Source organism: Candidatus Thioglobus sp., assembly GCF_028599055.1.
GTDB lineage: Bacteria > Pseudomonadota > Gammaproteobacteria > PS1 > Pseudothioglobaceae > Thioglobus_A.
The window spans coordinates 18,694-35,024 of record NZ_JAQRMS010000001.1; the positions used below are offsets into that span (position 1 = coordinate 18,694).

Annotated in this window: 22 protein-coding genes and 1 tRNA gene; 20 read left to right on the forward strand and 3 right to left on the reverse strand. The window is 40.1% G+C overall.

Annotated features, from left to right (window positions below):
• Positions 1-20 precede the first annotated feature (20 nt).
• From dsrB to PSN35_RS00165, 14 genes are all read left to right on the forward strand, one after another.
• Positions 21-1,094: a dissimilatory-type sulfite reductase subunit beta gene (gene dsrB / locus PSN35_RS00100; protein ID WP_300028027.1), complete on the forward strand. Its 1,074-nt coding sequence runs from the start codon at positions 21-23 to the stop codon at positions 1,092-1,094.
• A gap of 12 nt (positions 1,095-1,106) precedes the next feature.
• A complete protein-coding gene (gene tusD / locus PSN35_RS00105) occupies positions 1,107-1,508 on the forward strand; it encodes a sulfurtransferase complex subunit TusD (RefSeq protein WP_300028030.1) in 402 nt (133 codons plus the stop codon).
• Between the two features lies 1 nt (position 1,509).
• Positions 1,510-1,914, forward strand: coding sequence for a sulfurtransferase complex subunit TusC (gene tusC / locus PSN35_RS00110; RefSeq protein ID WP_300028032.1), 405 nt, complete (start codon positions 1,510-1,512; stop codon positions 1,912-1,914).
• Positions 1,915-1,926: 12 nt separating this feature from the next.
• Positions 1,927-2,223 carry a sulfurtransferase complex subunit TusB gene (gene tusB / locus PSN35_RS00115; RefSeq protein WP_053951021.1) on the forward strand — a complete coding sequence of 99 codons (297 nt, stop codon included), beginning with the start codon at positions 1,927-1,929 and terminating at the stop codon, positions 2,221-2,223.
• 27 nt (positions 2,224-2,250) lie between these two features.
• On the forward strand, positions 2,251-2,574 hold the full coding sequence (locus PSN35_RS00120; protein WP_300028036.1) for a TusE/DsrC/DsvC family sulfur relay protein: 324 nt from the start codon (positions 2,251-2,253) through the stop codon (positions 2,572-2,574).
• Between the two features lie 79 nt (positions 2,575-2,653).
• On the forward strand, positions 2,654-3,427 hold the full coding sequence (locus PSN35_RS00125; RefSeq protein WP_300028038.1) for a respiratory nitrate reductase subunit gamma: 774 nt from the start codon (positions 2,654-2,656) through the stop codon (positions 3,425-3,427).
• Between the two features lies 1 nt (position 3,428).
• Positions 3,429-5,012: a sulfate reduction electron transfer complex DsrMKJOP subunit DsrK gene (dsrK, locus tag PSN35_RS00130; protein ID WP_300028040.1), complete on the forward strand. Its 1,584-nt coding sequence runs from the start codon at positions 3,429-3,431 to the stop codon at positions 5,010-5,012.
• Between the two features lie 17 nt (positions 5,013-5,029).
• Positions 5,030-6,988, forward strand: a complete 1,959-nt coding sequence (locus PSN35_RS00135) for an NAD(P)-binding protein (protein WP_300028043.1) — start codon at positions 5,030-5,032, stop codon at positions 6,986-6,988.
• A 30-nt stretch (positions 6,989-7,018) separates the two neighbouring features.
• The gene (locus tag PSN35_RS00140) at positions 7,019-7,423 is read left to right on the forward strand and encodes a cytochrome c3 family protein (RefSeq protein ID WP_300028046.1); all 405 of its coding nucleotides are present in this window, start codon (positions 7,019-7,021) and stop codon (positions 7,421-7,423) included.
• Entirely contained in the window at positions 7,423-8,157 is a 735-nt protein-coding gene (dsrO, locus tag PSN35_RS00145; RefSeq protein WP_300028049.1) for a sulfate reduction electron transfer complex DsrMKJOP subunit DsrO, read from the forward strand. The genes PSN35_RS00140 and dsrO overlap by 1 nt, the downstream gene beginning before the upstream one ends.
• 9 nt (positions 8,158-8,166) lie before the next feature.
• Entirely contained in the window at positions 8,167-9,369 is a 1,203-nt protein-coding gene (gene nrfD, locus PSN35_RS00150) for an NrfD/PsrC family molybdoenzyme membrane anchor subunit (protein WP_300028052.1), read from the forward strand.
• A gap of 22 nt (positions 9,370-9,391) precedes the next feature.
• Positions 9,392-10,747 carry a cobyrinate a,c-diamide synthase gene (locus PSN35_RS00155; RefSeq protein ID WP_300028054.1) on the forward strand — a complete coding sequence of 452 codons (1,356 nt, stop codon included), beginning with the start codon at positions 9,392-9,394 and terminating at the stop codon, positions 10,745-10,747.
• A complete protein-coding gene (locus tag PSN35_RS00160; RefSeq protein WP_300028057.1) occupies positions 10,744-11,076 on the forward strand; it encodes an iron-sulfur cluster biosynthesis family protein in 333 nt (110 codons plus the stop codon). Before PSN35_RS00155 ends, PSN35_RS00160 begins: the two co-directional genes overlap by 4 nt.
• A 31-nt stretch (positions 11,077-11,107) precedes the next feature.
• Complete coding sequence (locus PSN35_RS00165; protein WP_300028059.1) at positions 11,108-11,482, forward strand: YbaN family protein; 375 nt, start codon at positions 11,108-11,110, stop codon at positions 11,480-11,482.
• A 13-nt stretch (positions 11,483-11,495) separates the two neighbouring features.
• On the opposite strand, the gene tsaE is transcribed toward PSN35_RS00165, so the two are convergent.
• Together tsaE and PSN35_RS00175 are read right to left on the reverse strand one after the other, a co-directional pair.
• A complete protein-coding gene (gene tsaE / locus PSN35_RS00170) occupies positions 11,496-11,966 on the reverse strand; it encodes a tRNA (adenosine(37)-N6)-threonylcarbamoyltransferase complex ATPase subunit type 1 TsaE (protein WP_300028062.1) in 471 nt (156 codons plus the stop codon).
• Complete coding sequence (locus PSN35_RS00175) at positions 11,951-12,904, reverse strand: calcium/sodium antiporter (RefSeq protein WP_300028065.1); 954 nt, start codon at positions 12,902-12,904, stop codon at positions 11,951-11,953. Before PSN35_RS00175 ends, tsaE begins: the two co-directional genes overlap by 16 nt.
• A 50-nt stretch (positions 12,905-12,954) precedes the next feature.
• Here PSN35_RS00175 and PSN35_RS00180 point away from each other — a divergent pair, with 50 nt between their 5' ends.
• The 3 genes from PSN35_RS00180 to PSN35_RS00190 are packed head-to-tail and all read left to right on the forward strand — an operon-like array spanning position 12,955 to position 14,781.
• Positions 12,955-13,548, forward strand: a complete 594-nt coding sequence (locus PSN35_RS00180; protein ID WP_300028068.1) for a hypothetical protein — start codon at positions 12,955-12,957, stop codon at positions 13,546-13,548.
• Between the two features lie 4 nt (positions 13,549-13,552).
• Complete coding sequence (locus PSN35_RS00185) at positions 13,553-14,290, forward strand: uroporphyrinogen-III synthase (RefSeq protein WP_300028071.1); 738 nt, start codon at positions 13,553-13,555, stop codon at positions 14,288-14,290.
• Between the two features lie 53 nt (positions 14,291-14,343).
• Positions 14,344-14,781: a hypothetical protein gene (locus PSN35_RS00190; RefSeq protein WP_300028073.1), complete on the forward strand. Its 438-nt coding sequence runs from the start codon at positions 14,344-14,346 to the stop codon at positions 14,779-14,781.
• 3 nt (positions 14,782-14,784) lie between these two features.
• Here the strand turns inward: PSN35_RS00190 and metF are convergent, their stop codons facing one another.
• Positions 14,785-15,606 carry a methylenetetrahydrofolate reductase [NAD(P)H] gene (metF, locus tag PSN35_RS00195; RefSeq protein WP_300028075.1) on the reverse strand — a complete coding sequence of 274 codons (822 nt, stop codon included), beginning with the start codon at positions 15,604-15,606 and terminating at the stop codon, positions 14,785-14,787.
• Between the two features lie 135 nt (positions 15,607-15,741).
• Between metF and infA the strand changes: the two genes are divergently transcribed.
• From infA to PSN35_RS00210, 3 genes are all read left to right on the forward strand, one after another.
• Positions 15,742-15,960, forward strand: a complete 219-nt coding sequence (infA, locus tag PSN35_RS00200) for a translation initiation factor IF-1 (protein WP_010645628.1) — start codon at positions 15,742-15,744, stop codon at positions 15,958-15,960.
• 11 nt (positions 15,961-15,971) lie between these two features.
• A tRNA-Leu gene (locus PSN35_RS00205) sits at positions 15,972-16,056 on the forward strand.
• A gap of 21 nt (positions 16,057-16,077) precedes the next feature.
• A complete protein-coding gene (locus PSN35_RS00210) occupies positions 16,078-16,323 on the forward strand; it encodes an OadG family protein (RefSeq protein ID WP_300028094.1) in 246 nt (81 codons plus the stop codon).
• The last annotated feature ends 8 nt before the right edge of the window (positions 16,324-16,331 follow it).

Sequence of the window (16,331 nt, forward strand, 5' to 3'; positions counted from 1 at the left end):
TTATATCAAGGAGAAATATTATGGCAGCAGCACCAATTATGCCTATCGAATCTGGAGTTCCAGATCCTGTTCAATACATGCATCCAACAATGCGTCGTAACTACGGTCAATGGGCTTACCATGACCGTCCTCGTGCAGGCGTATTACGTCATACTTCAAAAAACAATGAAGTAATTTACACGGTTCGTTGTGGTACAGCACGTCAAATGGACGTTTACACCATTAAAAAATTAGCAGATATTGCTGATGACTACGCTGACGGATTTGTTCGTTTCACCATGCGTTCAAATGTTGAATTCATGGTTGCAGATGAAGCTAAAGTTGAGCCGTTAGTTAACGCGTTAACTGAAGCTGGCTTCCCTGTGGGCGGTACTGGCCCATCAGTTACTATGATTTCACACACTCAAGGTTGGTTACACTGTGATATTCCAGGTACTGACGCATCGGGTGTGGTTAAGTCATTGATGGACGAGATGCATGAAGAATTCACTCGTGAAGAAATGCCTAACCGTGTTCACATGACAACTTCATGTTGTCAGATTAACTGTGGTGGTCAAGGTGATATCGCGTTAAACATTCAACACACTAAGCCGCCTAAGATTAACCATGATCTAGTATCAATGGTTTGTGAGCGTCCTACGGTTGTTGCTCGTTGTCCAGTTGCTGCGATTCGTCCTGCAATGGTTAATGGCAAGCCTACATTGGAAGTTGATGAGAAAAAATGTATCTGTTGTGGTGCGTGTTTCCCACCATGTCCGCCAATGCAAATTAACGATCCTGAAAACTCTAAGATTGCTTTATGGATCGGTGGTAAGAACTCTAATGCGAGATCTAAGCCTTCTTTCCATAAGTTAGTTGCTTCTAACCTACCTAATAACCCGCCAAGATGGCCGGAAGTTGGTGCGGTTGTTAAGAACATCTTAAGTGTTTACAAAGACGACGCAAAAGACTGGGAAAGAGTTGGTGAATGGGTTGACCGTATCGGTTGGCCGTCATTCTTTGAGAAGACTGGCTTACCGTTTACTAAATTCCATATCAATGATTGGAAAGGTTCACGTCACCAGTTAAACTCTTCAGCACACATCCGTTTCTAAGGTTAGTTTACGATGAAGTTTGCTATTCAAGTTAACGAAGGTCCGTACCAGCACCAAGCTGCTGATACGGCTTTTCAATTCGCTAAAGCGGCGATTGAAAATGGACATGAAATTATGCGTGTATTTTTCTACCATGATGGTGTGAATAATGCATCTCGTTTCACTTTACCACCTCAAGATGATCGTCATGTTGTTAATAACTGGGCATCTTTAGACATTAAAGATGCTGAGGGTAATCCTGAATTAGTAGTTTGTGTTGCTGCTGCACTACGTCGAGGCATGCTTGACGAGTCAGAAGCATCAAAGAACTCTATTGATGGTAACAACATTCACCCTGCGTTTCGTATTTCTGGCTTAGGTCAGCTAATCGAAGCAGGTATTCAGTGTGATCGTTTAGTAGTATTTGGAGATTAATATGGCTACAAAGAAATTTATGTATTTAAATCGCCGATCTTCATTTGGTACGGTGTATGCTATTGAATCATTAGAAGTGGTATTAATCGCTGCTGCTTTTGAGCAAGACGTATCTTTAGCCTTTATGGACGATGGTGTTTACCAAATCGTTGAAGGTCAAGAAACTGATGGCATTGGCATGAAAAACTTTTCTAAAACGTTTCACGCACTAGGTGATTACGACATCAACAAACTTTATGTTTCTAAAGAGTCTTTAGAGGAAAGAGGTTTGTCTGAATCTGATCTAATGCCTTTGGTGTATGAAGATGAAGATGACGACTGGGAAGAAAAGCCTTCTATTAAAGTTGTTACTAATGATGAACTTAAAGCAATCATGTCTGAACAAGACGTTTGCTTAAGTTTCTAAGAGAGGTTTAATATGTTACATACAGTAAACAAATCATCTTTCGAGCGTAATTCACTACAATCTTGTTTAAATACAATTGACGACACTAGCGTTATTTTATTTATTGAAGATGGTGTGATTAATGCAGCGAATAACGCTAATTCATCAATGATTGCAGATCTTGCCGCTAATGGCCGTGTATTTGCATTACAAGGCGATGTTGAGGCAAGAGGAATTTCTTCAAAATTAGCAGATAATATCAAATTAGTTGATTATGCTGGTTTCGTTGATCTAGTTGTTGAACATGGAACTGCGGTTTCTTGGGTTTAACTAAAATTTTTATATAGGAGTACGATTATGGCACAAATTTGTGGCGCTGAAGTAGATGAAGAAGGTTTCTTAGTAGACCTTAAAGATTGGAACGAAGACATTTGTAAGCAAATGGCTCAAGACGACGATGTAGAGTTAACAGACGAGCATTGGGACGTTATTAATTTCTTACGTGAGTATTTTGAAGAGTACCAAATTGCACCTGCAGTTCGTGTATTAACAAAAGCAATCGCTAAGAGAATGGGTAAAGACAAGGGTAACTCTAAGTACCTTTACTCTTTATTCCCTTACGGTCCTGGTAAGCAAGGTTGTCGTTTCGCTGGTCTTCCTAAGCCGACTGGTTGTATCTAAATAGATATAGCTAATTGAAAAACATCTGCAGTTTATGCAGGTGTTTTTTTATTTTTTAAACATAAAGTTTGAGAGCAATATGTCAACATTAAGCATTATTTTTACCGCTTTATTTTACATTTCCCTATTCGTTTTTATCGTGGGCATGGGTAAGAAGATCTATCAATTTTGGATCACCCCGGCACCGTTAAAAATTCCAACTGCACCAACCCAATTAACACAAACAGGTGTGGTTTTTAGAATGATTCGTGAAGTGACTTTATTTGAAAGTCTTTTCCGTTCAAATAAGTGGATCTGGTTATTCGGATTCCTATTTCATTTTGGCTTACTATTAGTATTAGTGCGTCATTTGCGTTACTTTATCCCAGGTGATTTGCCTGAGATTTTCTTATTAATGCAACCCTTTAAATACGCCGCCTTCGCCATGGTAATTGGTCTAGCTGGTTTATTGGCACGTCGTATTTTTGTCCCACGCATTCGCTACATTTCTGCACCAAGTGATTACTTAATGTTGTTAATGCTGATTGTAATCGGCGTTAGTGGTGTGATCATGACGTTTACTGATAATCATACAGATGTGATGGCAGTTAAAGCATTTGCCAGCGGCTTGGTTACTTTTGATTGGGCCAATCTACCAACTGAAATACACTTCCTAGTGCATTTATTCTTAGTATTTGTATTATTGGCAGTGTTTCCAATTTCTAAATTATTGCACGTACCAGGCGTTTTCTTTAGCCCAACACGTAACCAAGTTGATGATGCGCGTAAAAAGCGTCACATTTCTCCTTGGGCATTGCAACAAGAAAAAGAGCATGCGGTAAAGCTTGAACAAACATTAGGTAAGGACGAATAAAATGGCTGCTAAAGAATTTGATATCCCTAAACTACCCACTTACATTGAGATACCTGAATTAAATCCAGGTGTTATGGAAGGTGAGGGTCCGTTTAAATCTTCTGAAGAGTTTCAGAATCCATTAGGTTTTCCAGGTGAAAAGGTTGACAACTGGCAAGAAGTTGCCATTGCCAAAATGGGTGAGCTTAAATCTAAATACCGTTCAGTTCAGGTATTTCTAGATTCATGTGTTAAATGTGGTGCGTGTACTGATAAGTGTCATTATTTCCTAGGTTCATCTGATCCGAAAAACATGCCGGTTGCGCGTCAAGATTTATTCCGTAGTGTTTATCGCCGTCACTTTACTTTTGCGGGTAAATACTTCCCTAAGTTAGTGGGCGCTAAGGAACTTGACGATGACATGTTGGATGATTGGTACAACTATTTTCACCAGTGTTCACAGTGTCGTCGTTGTTCAGTATTTTGCCCGTACGGTATTGATACAGCTGAAATTTCGATGGCAGCTCGTGAAGTGTTAGATGCCGTTGGTTTGGGTCAAAAATACTGTAACCAAATTTTAGGCAAGGCGCTTACCGTTGGTAATAACCTTGGCCTTCCTGAGCCAGCATTAAAAGATACTTTGCTAGATTTAGAAGAAGAAGTTGAAGAGGATTTTGGTGCGCCAGTTAAATATCCTTTGGATGTTAAGGGTAGTGAAATTTTACTCATCACCCCTTCAGCGGATTTCTTTGCTGAGCCGCACATTGACGGTTTAATTGGTTATGGTAAAGTTTTCTATCAAGACGGTGTTAGCTGGACATTAAGTTCATACGCCTCTGAAGGTGCAAACTTTGGTATGTTTATTGGTTCTTATGACATTATGCGTAAAGCAGCATTAAGAATTCGTAAAGCAGCACTAGATTTAGAAGTATCGCGTGTAATGGTTGGTGAGTGTGGCCATGCTTGGCGTGTGGCTTATAGCTTCTGGAACACGTTAAGTGGTGTTGGTGCTGGTGCGCAATCTAGTGATGAGCATGCGATGAAATTGCAAAAGCAGTTGGATCATCGTTACCCACAGCCACAACATATTATTGAATACACTTATGATTTAATTCAAAGAAATAAGCTAGAATTCGATAAGTCAGAAAATGACGACCGTACGGTTACTTTCCACGATTCATGTAACGTTGCACGTGCAACAAACATGGGCGGTATTGAAGGCGGTCAATTCATTCTTCCACGTGAGGTAATTAAAGCGGTTTGTAATAATTACGTTGACATGGAAAGATCAACCATTAAAGAATCTACATTCTGTTGTGGCGGTGGCGGCGGCCTGTTAACCGATGACTTAATGGAGATTCGTGTTAAGGGCGCTATGCCGAGAATGCAAGCCCTAAAAGAAGTAGAAAAGAACAATGGTGTTGATACTTTAGCCGCAATTTGTGCAATTTGTAAGTCACAATTTACCAAAGTATTACCTAAATTTGATTTTGATCCTTACATGATTGTTAGTGTTCACCAATTGGTGAGTAATGCAATTATTTTGGACAAGCCACAAACTGATGCAACTGACGCTGAACAGGCTCAGGAAGCAGAAACTGAATAAAAACAAGGAGATTTATTATGCAAAAGAATGCTTACGGTCAACCCACTAAAGGTGAAAACCATACGTTTAGATTATATAAAGATGATGAACAGGGTGCAGTACCTTGGAATCAGATGATCTTTAAAGAAGATACTTCTCATAAGTGTCCTACTTACGTAACTCAAACACCTCCTTGTCAAGGTTCATGCCCTTCTGGTCATAATATCCGTGGTTGGTTAGATATCGTTCGCGGTATGGAAAAGCCATCAGGCGATATGTCATGGCAAGAGTACGCTTTCCGTCGTTCTACATCTGCAAATCCATTCCCATCGGTTATGGGTCGTGTATGTCCAGCACCTTGTGAAGATGGCTGTAACCGTAATGAAGTTGAAGACACGGTTGGTATTAATGCGGTTGAGCAATTTATTGGTGATAACGCTAAGAAAGAGGGTTACACATTTGAAATCGATGCGGCAGATACAGGCAAGAAAGTAGCGATTATCGGTGGTGGTTGTGGTGGTCTTGCGGCTGCATTGCAATTGCGTCGTAGTGGTCATGCAGTAACAGTATTTGAAAAGTACGACCAATTAGGCGGCATGATGATGTACGGTATTCCTGATTACCGTGTTCCGCGTGATGTATTAGGTCACGAAATTGATCGTATTATTGCAACCGGTGTTGAAACTAAGATGAACACTAAAGTAGGTGTCGATGTAACGGTTGAAGAATTAGAAAAAGAATATGACGCAGTATTATTTGCAATCGGTGCAATGAGTGGTCGTACACTGCCAATTCCGGGTGGTGACGCTTCTAACTGTGTATCTGGTGTGGCTTTCCTTGAAGCTTACAACCAAGGTCGTTTGCAACACATTACCGGTAAAGTAATTTGTATTGGTGGTGGTGATACATCAATCGACGTTGTATCAGTTGCTCGTCGTTTGGGTAATATTACTAATATTGCTGATAAGGATCGTCCAGAGCACATCATCTTTAACGACACAGCGCACGACGTGGTTGATACGTCTAAGCGTTTAGGTGCAGATGTATTATTGACAACGCGTTCTACCCTAGAAGACATGCCTGCAGCACAAGAAGAAATTGATGATGCAACGCGTGAAGGTGTTGATATTCAAGGTCAATTAAGCCCAGTTGAAGTAATTACTGATGGTGAGGGTCGTGCAACCGCATTACGTTTTGTTCGCCTAGAAGATGATGGCAATACTCCAATTGAAGGTTCTGAGTTTGATATTGAGTGTGAGTTAATCGTATCAGCGATTGGTCAAGGTGTTGACTCTGAAGGTATGGATGATTCATTCTTTAACGAATATGGCTTTATTGATGCTGACAAAAATTACCAGGTACCTAATAAGCCAGGTTTCTTTGTTTGTGGTGACGTTGTGCGCCCTCACTTATTAACTACTGCAATTGGACAAGCAGGTATTGTTGCTGAAAGTATTGATGATTATTTAGTAGGCAATAATCAAAAAGCACGTAACAAGGTTGACGTGCATTACTTTGATTTGGCTAAGAAGCTTGATGAGTGGGATTTATCTCCAGAAGGTTATGAAGCGGGCGGTACTGCTGGTGAAGGTACAGATACAGCTGATTATGCAATTCATAACTACGAAGATCGTGCGTATGCATCAATCGTTTCTCACACTGAATTATTCCTAGGTCACTTTGATAACGAAGAGCGTAATGCGCGTAATCATAAAGTGGTTGATACTGAAAACGTATTGGGTAACTTTGAAGAACGTTTAATTGGCTACACAGAAGAAGAAGTACAAACAGAAGCGGCGCGTTGTATGTCATGTGGTTTATGTTTTGAGTGTGATAACTGTGTCATGTATTGTCCTCAGGATGCAGTATTTAAAGTGAAAGCTGACAAAGCTACTTTAGGTCGTTACGTAGATACTGATTACAATAAGTGTGTTGGTTGTCATATTTGTGCTGACGTATGTCCTACAGGCTACATTCAGATGGGTCTTGGTGAGTAATACGATTTAATTTTTTTAAAGAGAGTGATTATGAGTCGTTTATTGATTGTGTTCTTAAGTGTGATGTTAAGCAGTGTTGTTGCACAGGCTGATCACCACATTCCTAATCTTGGTGAGAAAGCTACTGAGTTTAAGGATGAGGGTAAAGAAGCGCATAAGCGTGATGGCATGAGCCATGCGGCAAGCTTAATTTTGCAACGTAAAATGCATCCTGAGCTGTTGTCACACAAGCGTGATAAAACATTGCGCCAAGGTGTGCGTGGTGGTGTTGTTCAACTGAGCAAATGTGTGGAATGTCATACGTCAGTTGATAAAGATGGCGAATTTATTCCAGTTAATGCGCCGGATCAATTTTGTTCTACTTGTCATAAAAAGGTAGGAACGAGTCTTGATTGTTTCTCTTGTCATCGTACAACACCTGCGGAGGAAATGTAATGAAAGAATTAAATCGTCGTGATTTTATTAAAACTACTACAGCAACTACAGCTGGTGTGGCAACCATTGCCAGTGGTATTACATTAACAACCTATGCAGCACTACCAAAAGAATCTAATCCGGTAACCAACGAAAAACGTTGGGGTATGCTAATTGACACCAATAAGTTAACTGAGTCTAATATTGACGATATGGTTAACGCCTGTCAAGAAGAGCATGGCTGGGGCAATGAAACCCACTCAACGGGTGATCAGCAAGCAGGCTGGATTAAGAAAATTAAGGTTAAAGATAAGGCAACTGAGCGCATTAGCAATTTGGCATTAATGTGTCAGCATTGTGAAGAACCACCTTGTGTGGATGTGTGTCCAACTAACGCTTCAATGAAGCGCGAAGACGGCATTGTGCTGGTCGATAAGCATCTATGTATTGGTTGTCGTTATTGTATGATGGCATGCCCATATGACGCCCGTTCATTCGTACACGAATCATTAACGAATCAAAAAACCCATATGCCTCGTGGTAAAGGTACAGTTGAAGCTTGTACGATGTGTGTACACAAAGTTGACAAGGGTGAGGCGCCCGCTTGTGTTGCTAGTGTTTCTAGCGATGCGGTTATCTTTGGTGATTTGTACGATCCAACTAGTAAGATCAATCAGACATTAAAGAAAGTTCAAAGTACACAAATCCGTGCAGATTTAAATCTGAATACGGGCGTACGTTACAGTGGAATTTAAGAGTAGATTATGAGTATTATTCGTTACGAACAAACACAGGGTAAGAGTCTTGGTTTTTATGCATTGATTGCTGGCTTGGGCGCTTTTATTTTAGCTGCTTTGGCAGGTGTTTATTACATGGAGCATAACGGTCATCACGTGACTGGTATGAGTAATCGTATTGTTTGGGGTTTGCCACATGTATTTGCCTTATTCTTGATTGTTGCCGCTTCAGGTGCGCTTAATGTTGCTTCAATTGCATCAGTTTTTCAAAAGAAAATCTACAAACCGTTATCACGCTTATCAGGCTTAGTTGCTTTGGCCTTGCTTGCAGGTGGTTTGATGGTGTTAGTGCTTGACCTAGGTCGTCCAGATCGTTTGATTGTGGCGATGACTGAGTACAACTTCAATTCAATTTTTGCTTGGAATATTATTTTATATAACGGTTTCTTTGCAATTGTTGCTGTTTATTTATGGATGATGTTCGAGCGTCGTATGAATAAATACAGCCGTACAGTGGGTGTTGCTGCCTTTACTTGGCGTTTAATTTTAACGACTGGTACCGGTTCAATTTTCGGCTTCTTGGTGGCTAGACAAGCTTATGATGCCGTTATGATGGCACCAATGTTTGTAATTATGTCTTTTGCATTTGGTTTAGCATTCTTCATTTTGATTTTAATGGCAAGTTACAAGTGGACTGAGCGCCAGTTAGGTGATGCTATTGTCAATCGCTTAAGTAATCTTTTGGGTGTATTTGTAGCGGCAGTACTTTACTTTGTTGCGGTATACCATGTAGGTAATTTATATCTTGTTGAAAATTCGGGTGTTGAGAATTTCATCTTAGTTGATGGTGGTATTTATACTCAATTATTCTGGTACGGTCAAATCATCTTAGGTAGCTTGGTACCCTTAGCTTTATTGTATTCACCTGCAACTAGAGGTAACCGTACAATGCTTGGATTGGCTTCAGTGTTGATTATTGTTGGCGGCCTTGTGCAGTTATACGTCATTATTATTGGTGGCCAGGCTTACCCAATGGAGCTATTCCCAGGTAAAGAAATTCTTGAAGGCTACGGTGGTATTGCTGCTTACACACCAACATTGGCTGAGCTAATGTTAGGCTTGGGTGGTATTGCAGTATCGTTAATTGCAGTAACTTACCTAGTTAAGTTCTTGCCGTTTTTGCCAGAGAGTTTGGCAGATGATGTGGCTGATCCTCATCATAAGGGCTAATAGCCATTAGGGCAAGGCATTCATGTCTGTCTATTTATCTGCAGCACACAAATCCTCAGGCAAAACTGTTGTTAGTCTGGGGATTTGTGGCGCTCTGAGCGCTCAAAAATTAACTGTACAGCCATTTAAAAAAGGCCCAGATTACATTGACCCAATTTGGCTGACACAAGCCAGTGGACAGTCATGTTATAACCTTGATTTTTATAACATGACTGAGGCTGAGATTATTGAGCTGTATCAGTCTAAACATTCATTAGCTGATGTCTCTATTATTGAAGGTAATAAGGGCTTGTATGATGGTATGAGTGTTGCTGGTGGTGATGCCAATGCTGACCTGGCCAAACTATTAAATATTCCTGTGGTCTTGGTGGTGGATACAACCGGCATTACTCGAGGTGTGGCACCACTGGTAAAAGGCTATCAAGATTTTGATCCAGCGGTTAATATTGCCGGTGTTATTCTTAATAAAGTAGCGGGTGAGCGTCATCAGTCAAAACTGGTTCAAGCTATTGAACACTACACAGATCTTGAGGTGATTGGCTCAGTGCGACGTTCTAAAGAGTTAATTATTGATGAGCGTCATTTAGGCTTAATGCCTGCCAATGAAACGCCACAATCACAAGCATTTATTAATACCGCATCACGCCTAATTGCAGATCAGGTTAATCTTGAGCGTATGGTTAAACGTCAGGCAGAAACAGAAAAAACTAGTCAAGTGGCAATCAACCTAGTTGAGTCCAAACTTACTGTTGCTGTAGCAAAAGATCAGTGTTTTGGTTTTTATTATCAAGATGACTTGGACAAATTTGAAGCGCTTGGTGTTAAGATTAAATATTTTGATAGCTTGAGTGATCAACAGTTGCCGGCCTGTGATGGGCTATTTATTGGTGGTGGATTTCCAGAAATGCAATTATCGTCACTTAGTAATAATCAATCATTATTAAGCGATATTAAACACAAAATAGAGCAAGGGCTGCCTACTTATGCAGAATGTGGTGGCTTGATGTACTTAACCAATCAAATTACCAGCAAAGACGAGTGTTATTCAATGGTTGGTGTTATTGATGCAGATACTAAAATGACGCCCAAGCCAATTGGCCGTGGATATGTGCAGTTAGCACCACTAACAACACACCCTTGGCAATCAGTTGCTAGCACGATTAAAGCACACGAATTTCATTACTCAACTTTAGAAAACATTGATCCCAATACACGCTACGCTTTTGAGGTTTTGCGTGGCGTGGGTGTGGATAATAAGCGTGATGGTATCGTTAAGTATAATTTACTAGCTAGCTATACACATCTACGCAATCTTGCTGGTAATCAGTGGGTTGAGCAATTTGTTGATTTTATCAAAACTAAGAAAAATTCATTATGATCACTATTACTAAAAAAGCAGCAGAAGAGATCTCTCTATCAACTCACAATCCTGAAACGCAAGGGTTAATTATCCGCTTTGCTGTTGATCAAACCGACAATGGTTTTCAATACTTAATGGGTTTTGATGAGCGTCGTGATGGTGATATCCATCTTGAATCCAATGGGCTTGAATACATTCTTGCCTACGAGCAAAAAGCCTTGCTTGAAGGGATGGTGGTTGATTTTGACCAGATCCAGGTAGGTGAAGACTATAGCTTTGTGTTCATGAATCCGAACGATCCAGATTACACCGAACCTGAACAAGGTCACGCACCAACTAAAGCTTAAATCGTTTGCCAATGCAATTTAAGCTGATTGCATGAAAAAAACCATACAAAAAAATCTATTCATCTCACTGGGTTGGATATTTGTTATTCTAGCGGCGATTGGTGTAATTCTACCCATTTTGCCAACCACACCTTTTCTTATTTTGGCATTAGCACTGTTTGCCAAAAGCTCGCCAAAATTTCATCAAATGCTACTTGAGCACCCCTGGTTTGGTGATTTATTAAGACAATGGGAGAAAACTAAAACCGTCAGCCGTAAAATCAAAATTCGCGCCAGTTTGTTAACAGTTGTTAGTTTTTCAATCTCGATTTATTTGGTTAGAGAGGTGCGCTTATTGCAGTGGATGTTGCTTGCAATCGCTGCTATTTTGCTATTTTTTATTTGGCGTTTAAAGGAGTGCGATTAACAACATTACAATACTAATTATTGATGCACGCTAAAAGCTGTTCGCCGGCGTTACTATGTGTGTTGATGGTTAGGGTGCGATGATCATCTTCACCTTTGAGGTTAATCACCATGTCAGCGGGTTCAATCATGCCTCGGCCTAACTCGGCCCATTCGATTAATTGAATATGTCCTGCGCCTGAATATTCACGAATACCAATATATTCTAATTCTTCAGGATCACTGAGGCGATAGCAGTCAAAATGATGAATGCTGATTTGTTCGTTAATGTAGCTTTCAACCAAAGAATAAGTTGGGCTTTTAACCCGGTCAAACCCAAAGTGTTGAATAAATTGACGAGCTAGCGTTGTTTTTCCAGCGCCCAAATCACCCTCGAGGTAAATAACCAGGCCTTGTTTTGAGTGAGCCGCACAACTGGCTAATTGACTGGCGAAAGCCTGAGTTTGATTGACGTCCTCTAGCTCAATAATCAAAATAATTGCCACATGTATAAGCCAAACACAGTCACTAAAACTCCGCCTTCAAATCGATTGATAATGTGCTTTTTGCCAAATTTATAAGACACAATAAATAGTAATACGGTCAGCAGTAGCATGATGGGGTAATCGCGCTGCATGACTTCTAGTGGCACATCTGAAGGGTGGATTAAGCCAGGAATAGCAAGTACCGCAATGGTGTTAAATAGGTTTGATCCAATCACATTGCCTACCACCATTTCATATTGTTTTTTAAGTACACTGGCAATTGAAACTGCTAGCTCTGGCAGACTAGTGCCTAGGGCAACTACGGTGAGTCCAATTACTAGATCAGAGACACCAAAAGCTTTCGCCACTTCAACACCGCCCCAAACCACCAATTTCGCGCTAGAAATTAACATAATTAGTCCAACCAACAGCATCACCCAGGCTTTGGTGGTTTGGCTTTTATCAATCGTTTGTGCCAGATCACCAAATTCATGATGAGAGGAGTTTTTAGATTCTTTAAAGGTGTAAGTTAAAAATAATATGAGCAAAACTAATAAAATTAATCCGTCTGTGCGGTCTAATTGTTGATCCATTAGCAACAGTCCTGCGCATAGAGTGGCAATCATTAAAAACACCCACTCTTTTTTCAAAATATCTTTATGCACTTCAATGGGTACAATAATTGCGCTAATACCTAAAACCAAAGCAATGTTGAAAATATTGGAGCCAACTGCATTACCGATGGCGAGCCCAGTGTTGCCATCCATGGCGGCCAATCCAGATACCAACATCTCTGGCGCAGAAGTACCAAAACCAAAAATAAGCAGACCGATAATAAGTGGTGAAACATTAAATATATTCGCTATTTTTGCGCCATTATCAGTGAACTCATCTGCACTCCAAATTAAAAGTGCAAAACCTGATAGCAAGGCAATAATTGGTAGTAGAATATCGGGCATATTGATTTTTTGTTAAATTTTTGCTTATTATAAAGCCCAGGCATTAGAAGATGAACGAAACAGAGTTTTTAATTGGTCGTTGTGACCTTGATTTGGTAGATGATTTTTACCCAGATGATTTACCCAGTGAATGGCGCTTTGACTACTATTCAACCCAATTTAAAGCACTATGCTTGCCCATTGATACCCAAGAAGATTTGGAGCTTGTTTTTGATGAATTAAGTGAATCGAAAGAGGTGTTTGAGCTGGTGTTGAGCATTACCAATGAGCAACTCAATGATACTAATACACTGAGTTCATTGTTAGATTCGGTGGCAGATTATAAAGCGGATTTCACTTTATTTTGTGAATTGGAGCAAGTGCCTAGTCAGGATGTTATGGCATTATTAGCAGGTTATCGACTGTCTTTTCAATCAACCAAGCAGCTGGCGTGCACTTTACCCGTTGAAACACTGGCTGGTCAATGGCTGTATTACAACCACATTCCGGTTTTGTATACACGTGAAAGTTGGAATGAGGTTCAGATGCGCAATTATATTGAATCAGTTTCAACCATTAATAAGCAGAGTGTTCTTATTTGTCAAAATGCCGAAAGTGAGGCGTTAAACAAAATTAGAGTGATTGCAGAAATTTTAGGTTGTTAAATTAGTGAATGTTTTATTAACACGTCCGCTCGCTCAAGTTAAACCACTTGAGGCATTGGTGGCCAACCAGGGCTGGAAGCCTTTGCTATTTCCAACCTTAGAAATTGTTGCCTTGCAGACAAAGGTTGAGCACATGCACTATGATGCAGTGATATTTATCAGCGCTAATGCGGTTGACCATGGGTTGGAATTGCTAAATGCCCTAGACTATTTAGCTGTTTATGCGGTAGGGGCAGCAACGGCTAAACGCTTAACCGATCAAGCTATTACAGTTGATGGCTTTCCTTTAGAAAAAGCCTCAAGTGAGGCGTTGTTAGCGCTTGAATCAGTTGCGAAATTGCGTCATAAAAATATCTTAATTTTTAGGGGTAAGGGTGGGCGCGAAACACTAAGATTGGGTTTGGAAAAAAACCATAATCAAGTTGAGTATGCACAAGTGTATGATCGAGTGGTATGTGATAAAACAAGTGCCCACGAGCAAGCATTAACAACATTTCTTGCCAATGATCAGGGTGTGATTAGTGTAACTAGTAATGAAAATTTGGATGGCTTGATAGCGTTGGCTGGCCAGCTTAATCAGCTAGAAAAAATAACAGTTTATCCGCTGATTGTATTGAGTCAACGCATTCGCCAGCATGCTTTATCTAGGGGATTTTTACAGGTATTAGTAACAGACGATATTGGTGATCAAGCAATTATCGATGTATTAGCAACCATTGATACACTTGACAAACAATCATAAGTTGATTAATTTAGTCAGTAATAAATGATATTTTTCTGGGGAGAGGGAATAACATGGTTAAACTTAGCGTTTCACAAGCGGCTCGTCGATTAGGCTTAAGCCGTGCTAATATTCAAGAGCAAATCAATTCGGGTAAATTGCAAACCCATGAAGGTTACGTAACCACGGACAGTATTCGCCTGGCTTATCCAAATCATAGCCTACATTCAGAGCGTGATTTACATTTGCAAAAAATGCAGCGCATTAAGGCTGATGCAATGTATAAAGCAGGCGCAGCTGATACTATTAAACAAGAAAATGAGCAAGCATTAATGACAATTATTGCTTCATTAAAATCTAAACTTTATAAAGAAGAGCTCAAGAACAAGCATTATCAATTGGTGTTTTTGGAGCTGGGCGAGCGTTTAGAGTTATTGGAGAAATGTTGTCACCAACAAGACAAGCAGCCGCTTAACGAGTTGCAAAGTTGGGTTGATCAGCAGACACACTAGTTTTTAAATTAGCGTTTGAGCCAACTGTAAAGTGGGCTGGCTTTTGTTCATTGAGTAAAAATGAAAATGATCAACCCCTTGGGATTTTAATTGGTCGCACAGTTGCGCAACAACCTCAAAGCCAAAAGCCCTTAGTGATTCATTGTCATCATTAAAAGCAGCTAAGCGCTTCTCAATCCAGCGAGGTATTTCAGCGCCACACATATTGGAAAATCGCAACAATTGATCATGATTGGTAATTGGCATAATACCGGGGGTAATTGGCGTATCAACACCTTGTTTTTGCACTTCGTCAACAAAGCGAAAGTAAGCGTCTGCGTTGTAAAAATATTGAGTAATAGCGCCATCTGCACCGGCTTTAACTTTATTGATAAAGTGCTCAATATCAGTATTCATATTTTTTGCTTGCGGGTGCATTTCAGGGTAGGCTGCCACTTCAATATGAAAATGATCGTTAAATTCTTGACGAATAAAAGCAACCAGTTCATTGGCATAATGAAAATCGCCAATATCTCGAACACCTGAAGGAATGTCGCCACGTAGTGCAACAATACGATTAATGCCAGCAGCCTTGTATTGATTTAATAACGCTAATATATTTGATTTATCCGAATCGATACAAGAAAGATGTGGCGCTGCCGATACGCCGTCATTAGCCTGAATATCCAAAACCGTTTCAAGTGTGGCATCTTGTGTGGTGCCGCCAGCACCGAAAGTGGTTGAGAAATAATGCGGGTTAATGACAGATAATTCTTGACGAACCTGCTTAAGATTTAATTTACCTTGTTCGGTTCTGGGCGGGAAAAATTCAAAACTTAACTGCATTTGTTTGTAACGTTGGCTAAAAATAGGCTAATTATAGCTTATTTCAAATCTATAAGAGTGTTTCCCTTTATTTGTTAACGAGGCGACATTCGGGTAAAATGTTCCAATTTACTAAGTTTAAATTTAAAAATATTTATGTCAAAAAGCGATTACATTGAGTTAGAAGGCGTGGTCAAAGAAAAGCTACCTAATACAACTTTCACGGTTGAATTGGAAAATGGCCATAGTGTTCTGGCACACATCTCAGGCAAGATTCGTAAACACTATATTCGAATTCTTCCAGGTGACAAAGTAACCGTTGAGATGACACCGTATGATTTAACTAAGGGTAGAATTACTTTTAGACACAAGTAGTACAGTTTATTGCCGATGTGGTGGAATTGGTAGACACGCCGGATTCAAAATCCGGTTCCTCACGGAGTGACGGTTCGACCCCGTCCATCGGTACCAAATTAATAAAAGAGTAATAGTATGGAACAAGCAGACTTATTAGCACAAGCTTTAAACCTAACCATGTTTGGTATGGGTTTTGTTTTCTTGTTTTTAACATTGCTGGTTTTTGTGACCAAGCTAATGTCAGCTATTATTCAAAAACTTCAGGCTAAATCAATCGATGAGCCTGAGCAAAATAACAATACAACAACCCTCGAACAAGAGATTGACGAGGAGACAAAGTTTGTTATTGAACAAGCAATCAAGATGCATAGGGGAGCATAAGGATCATG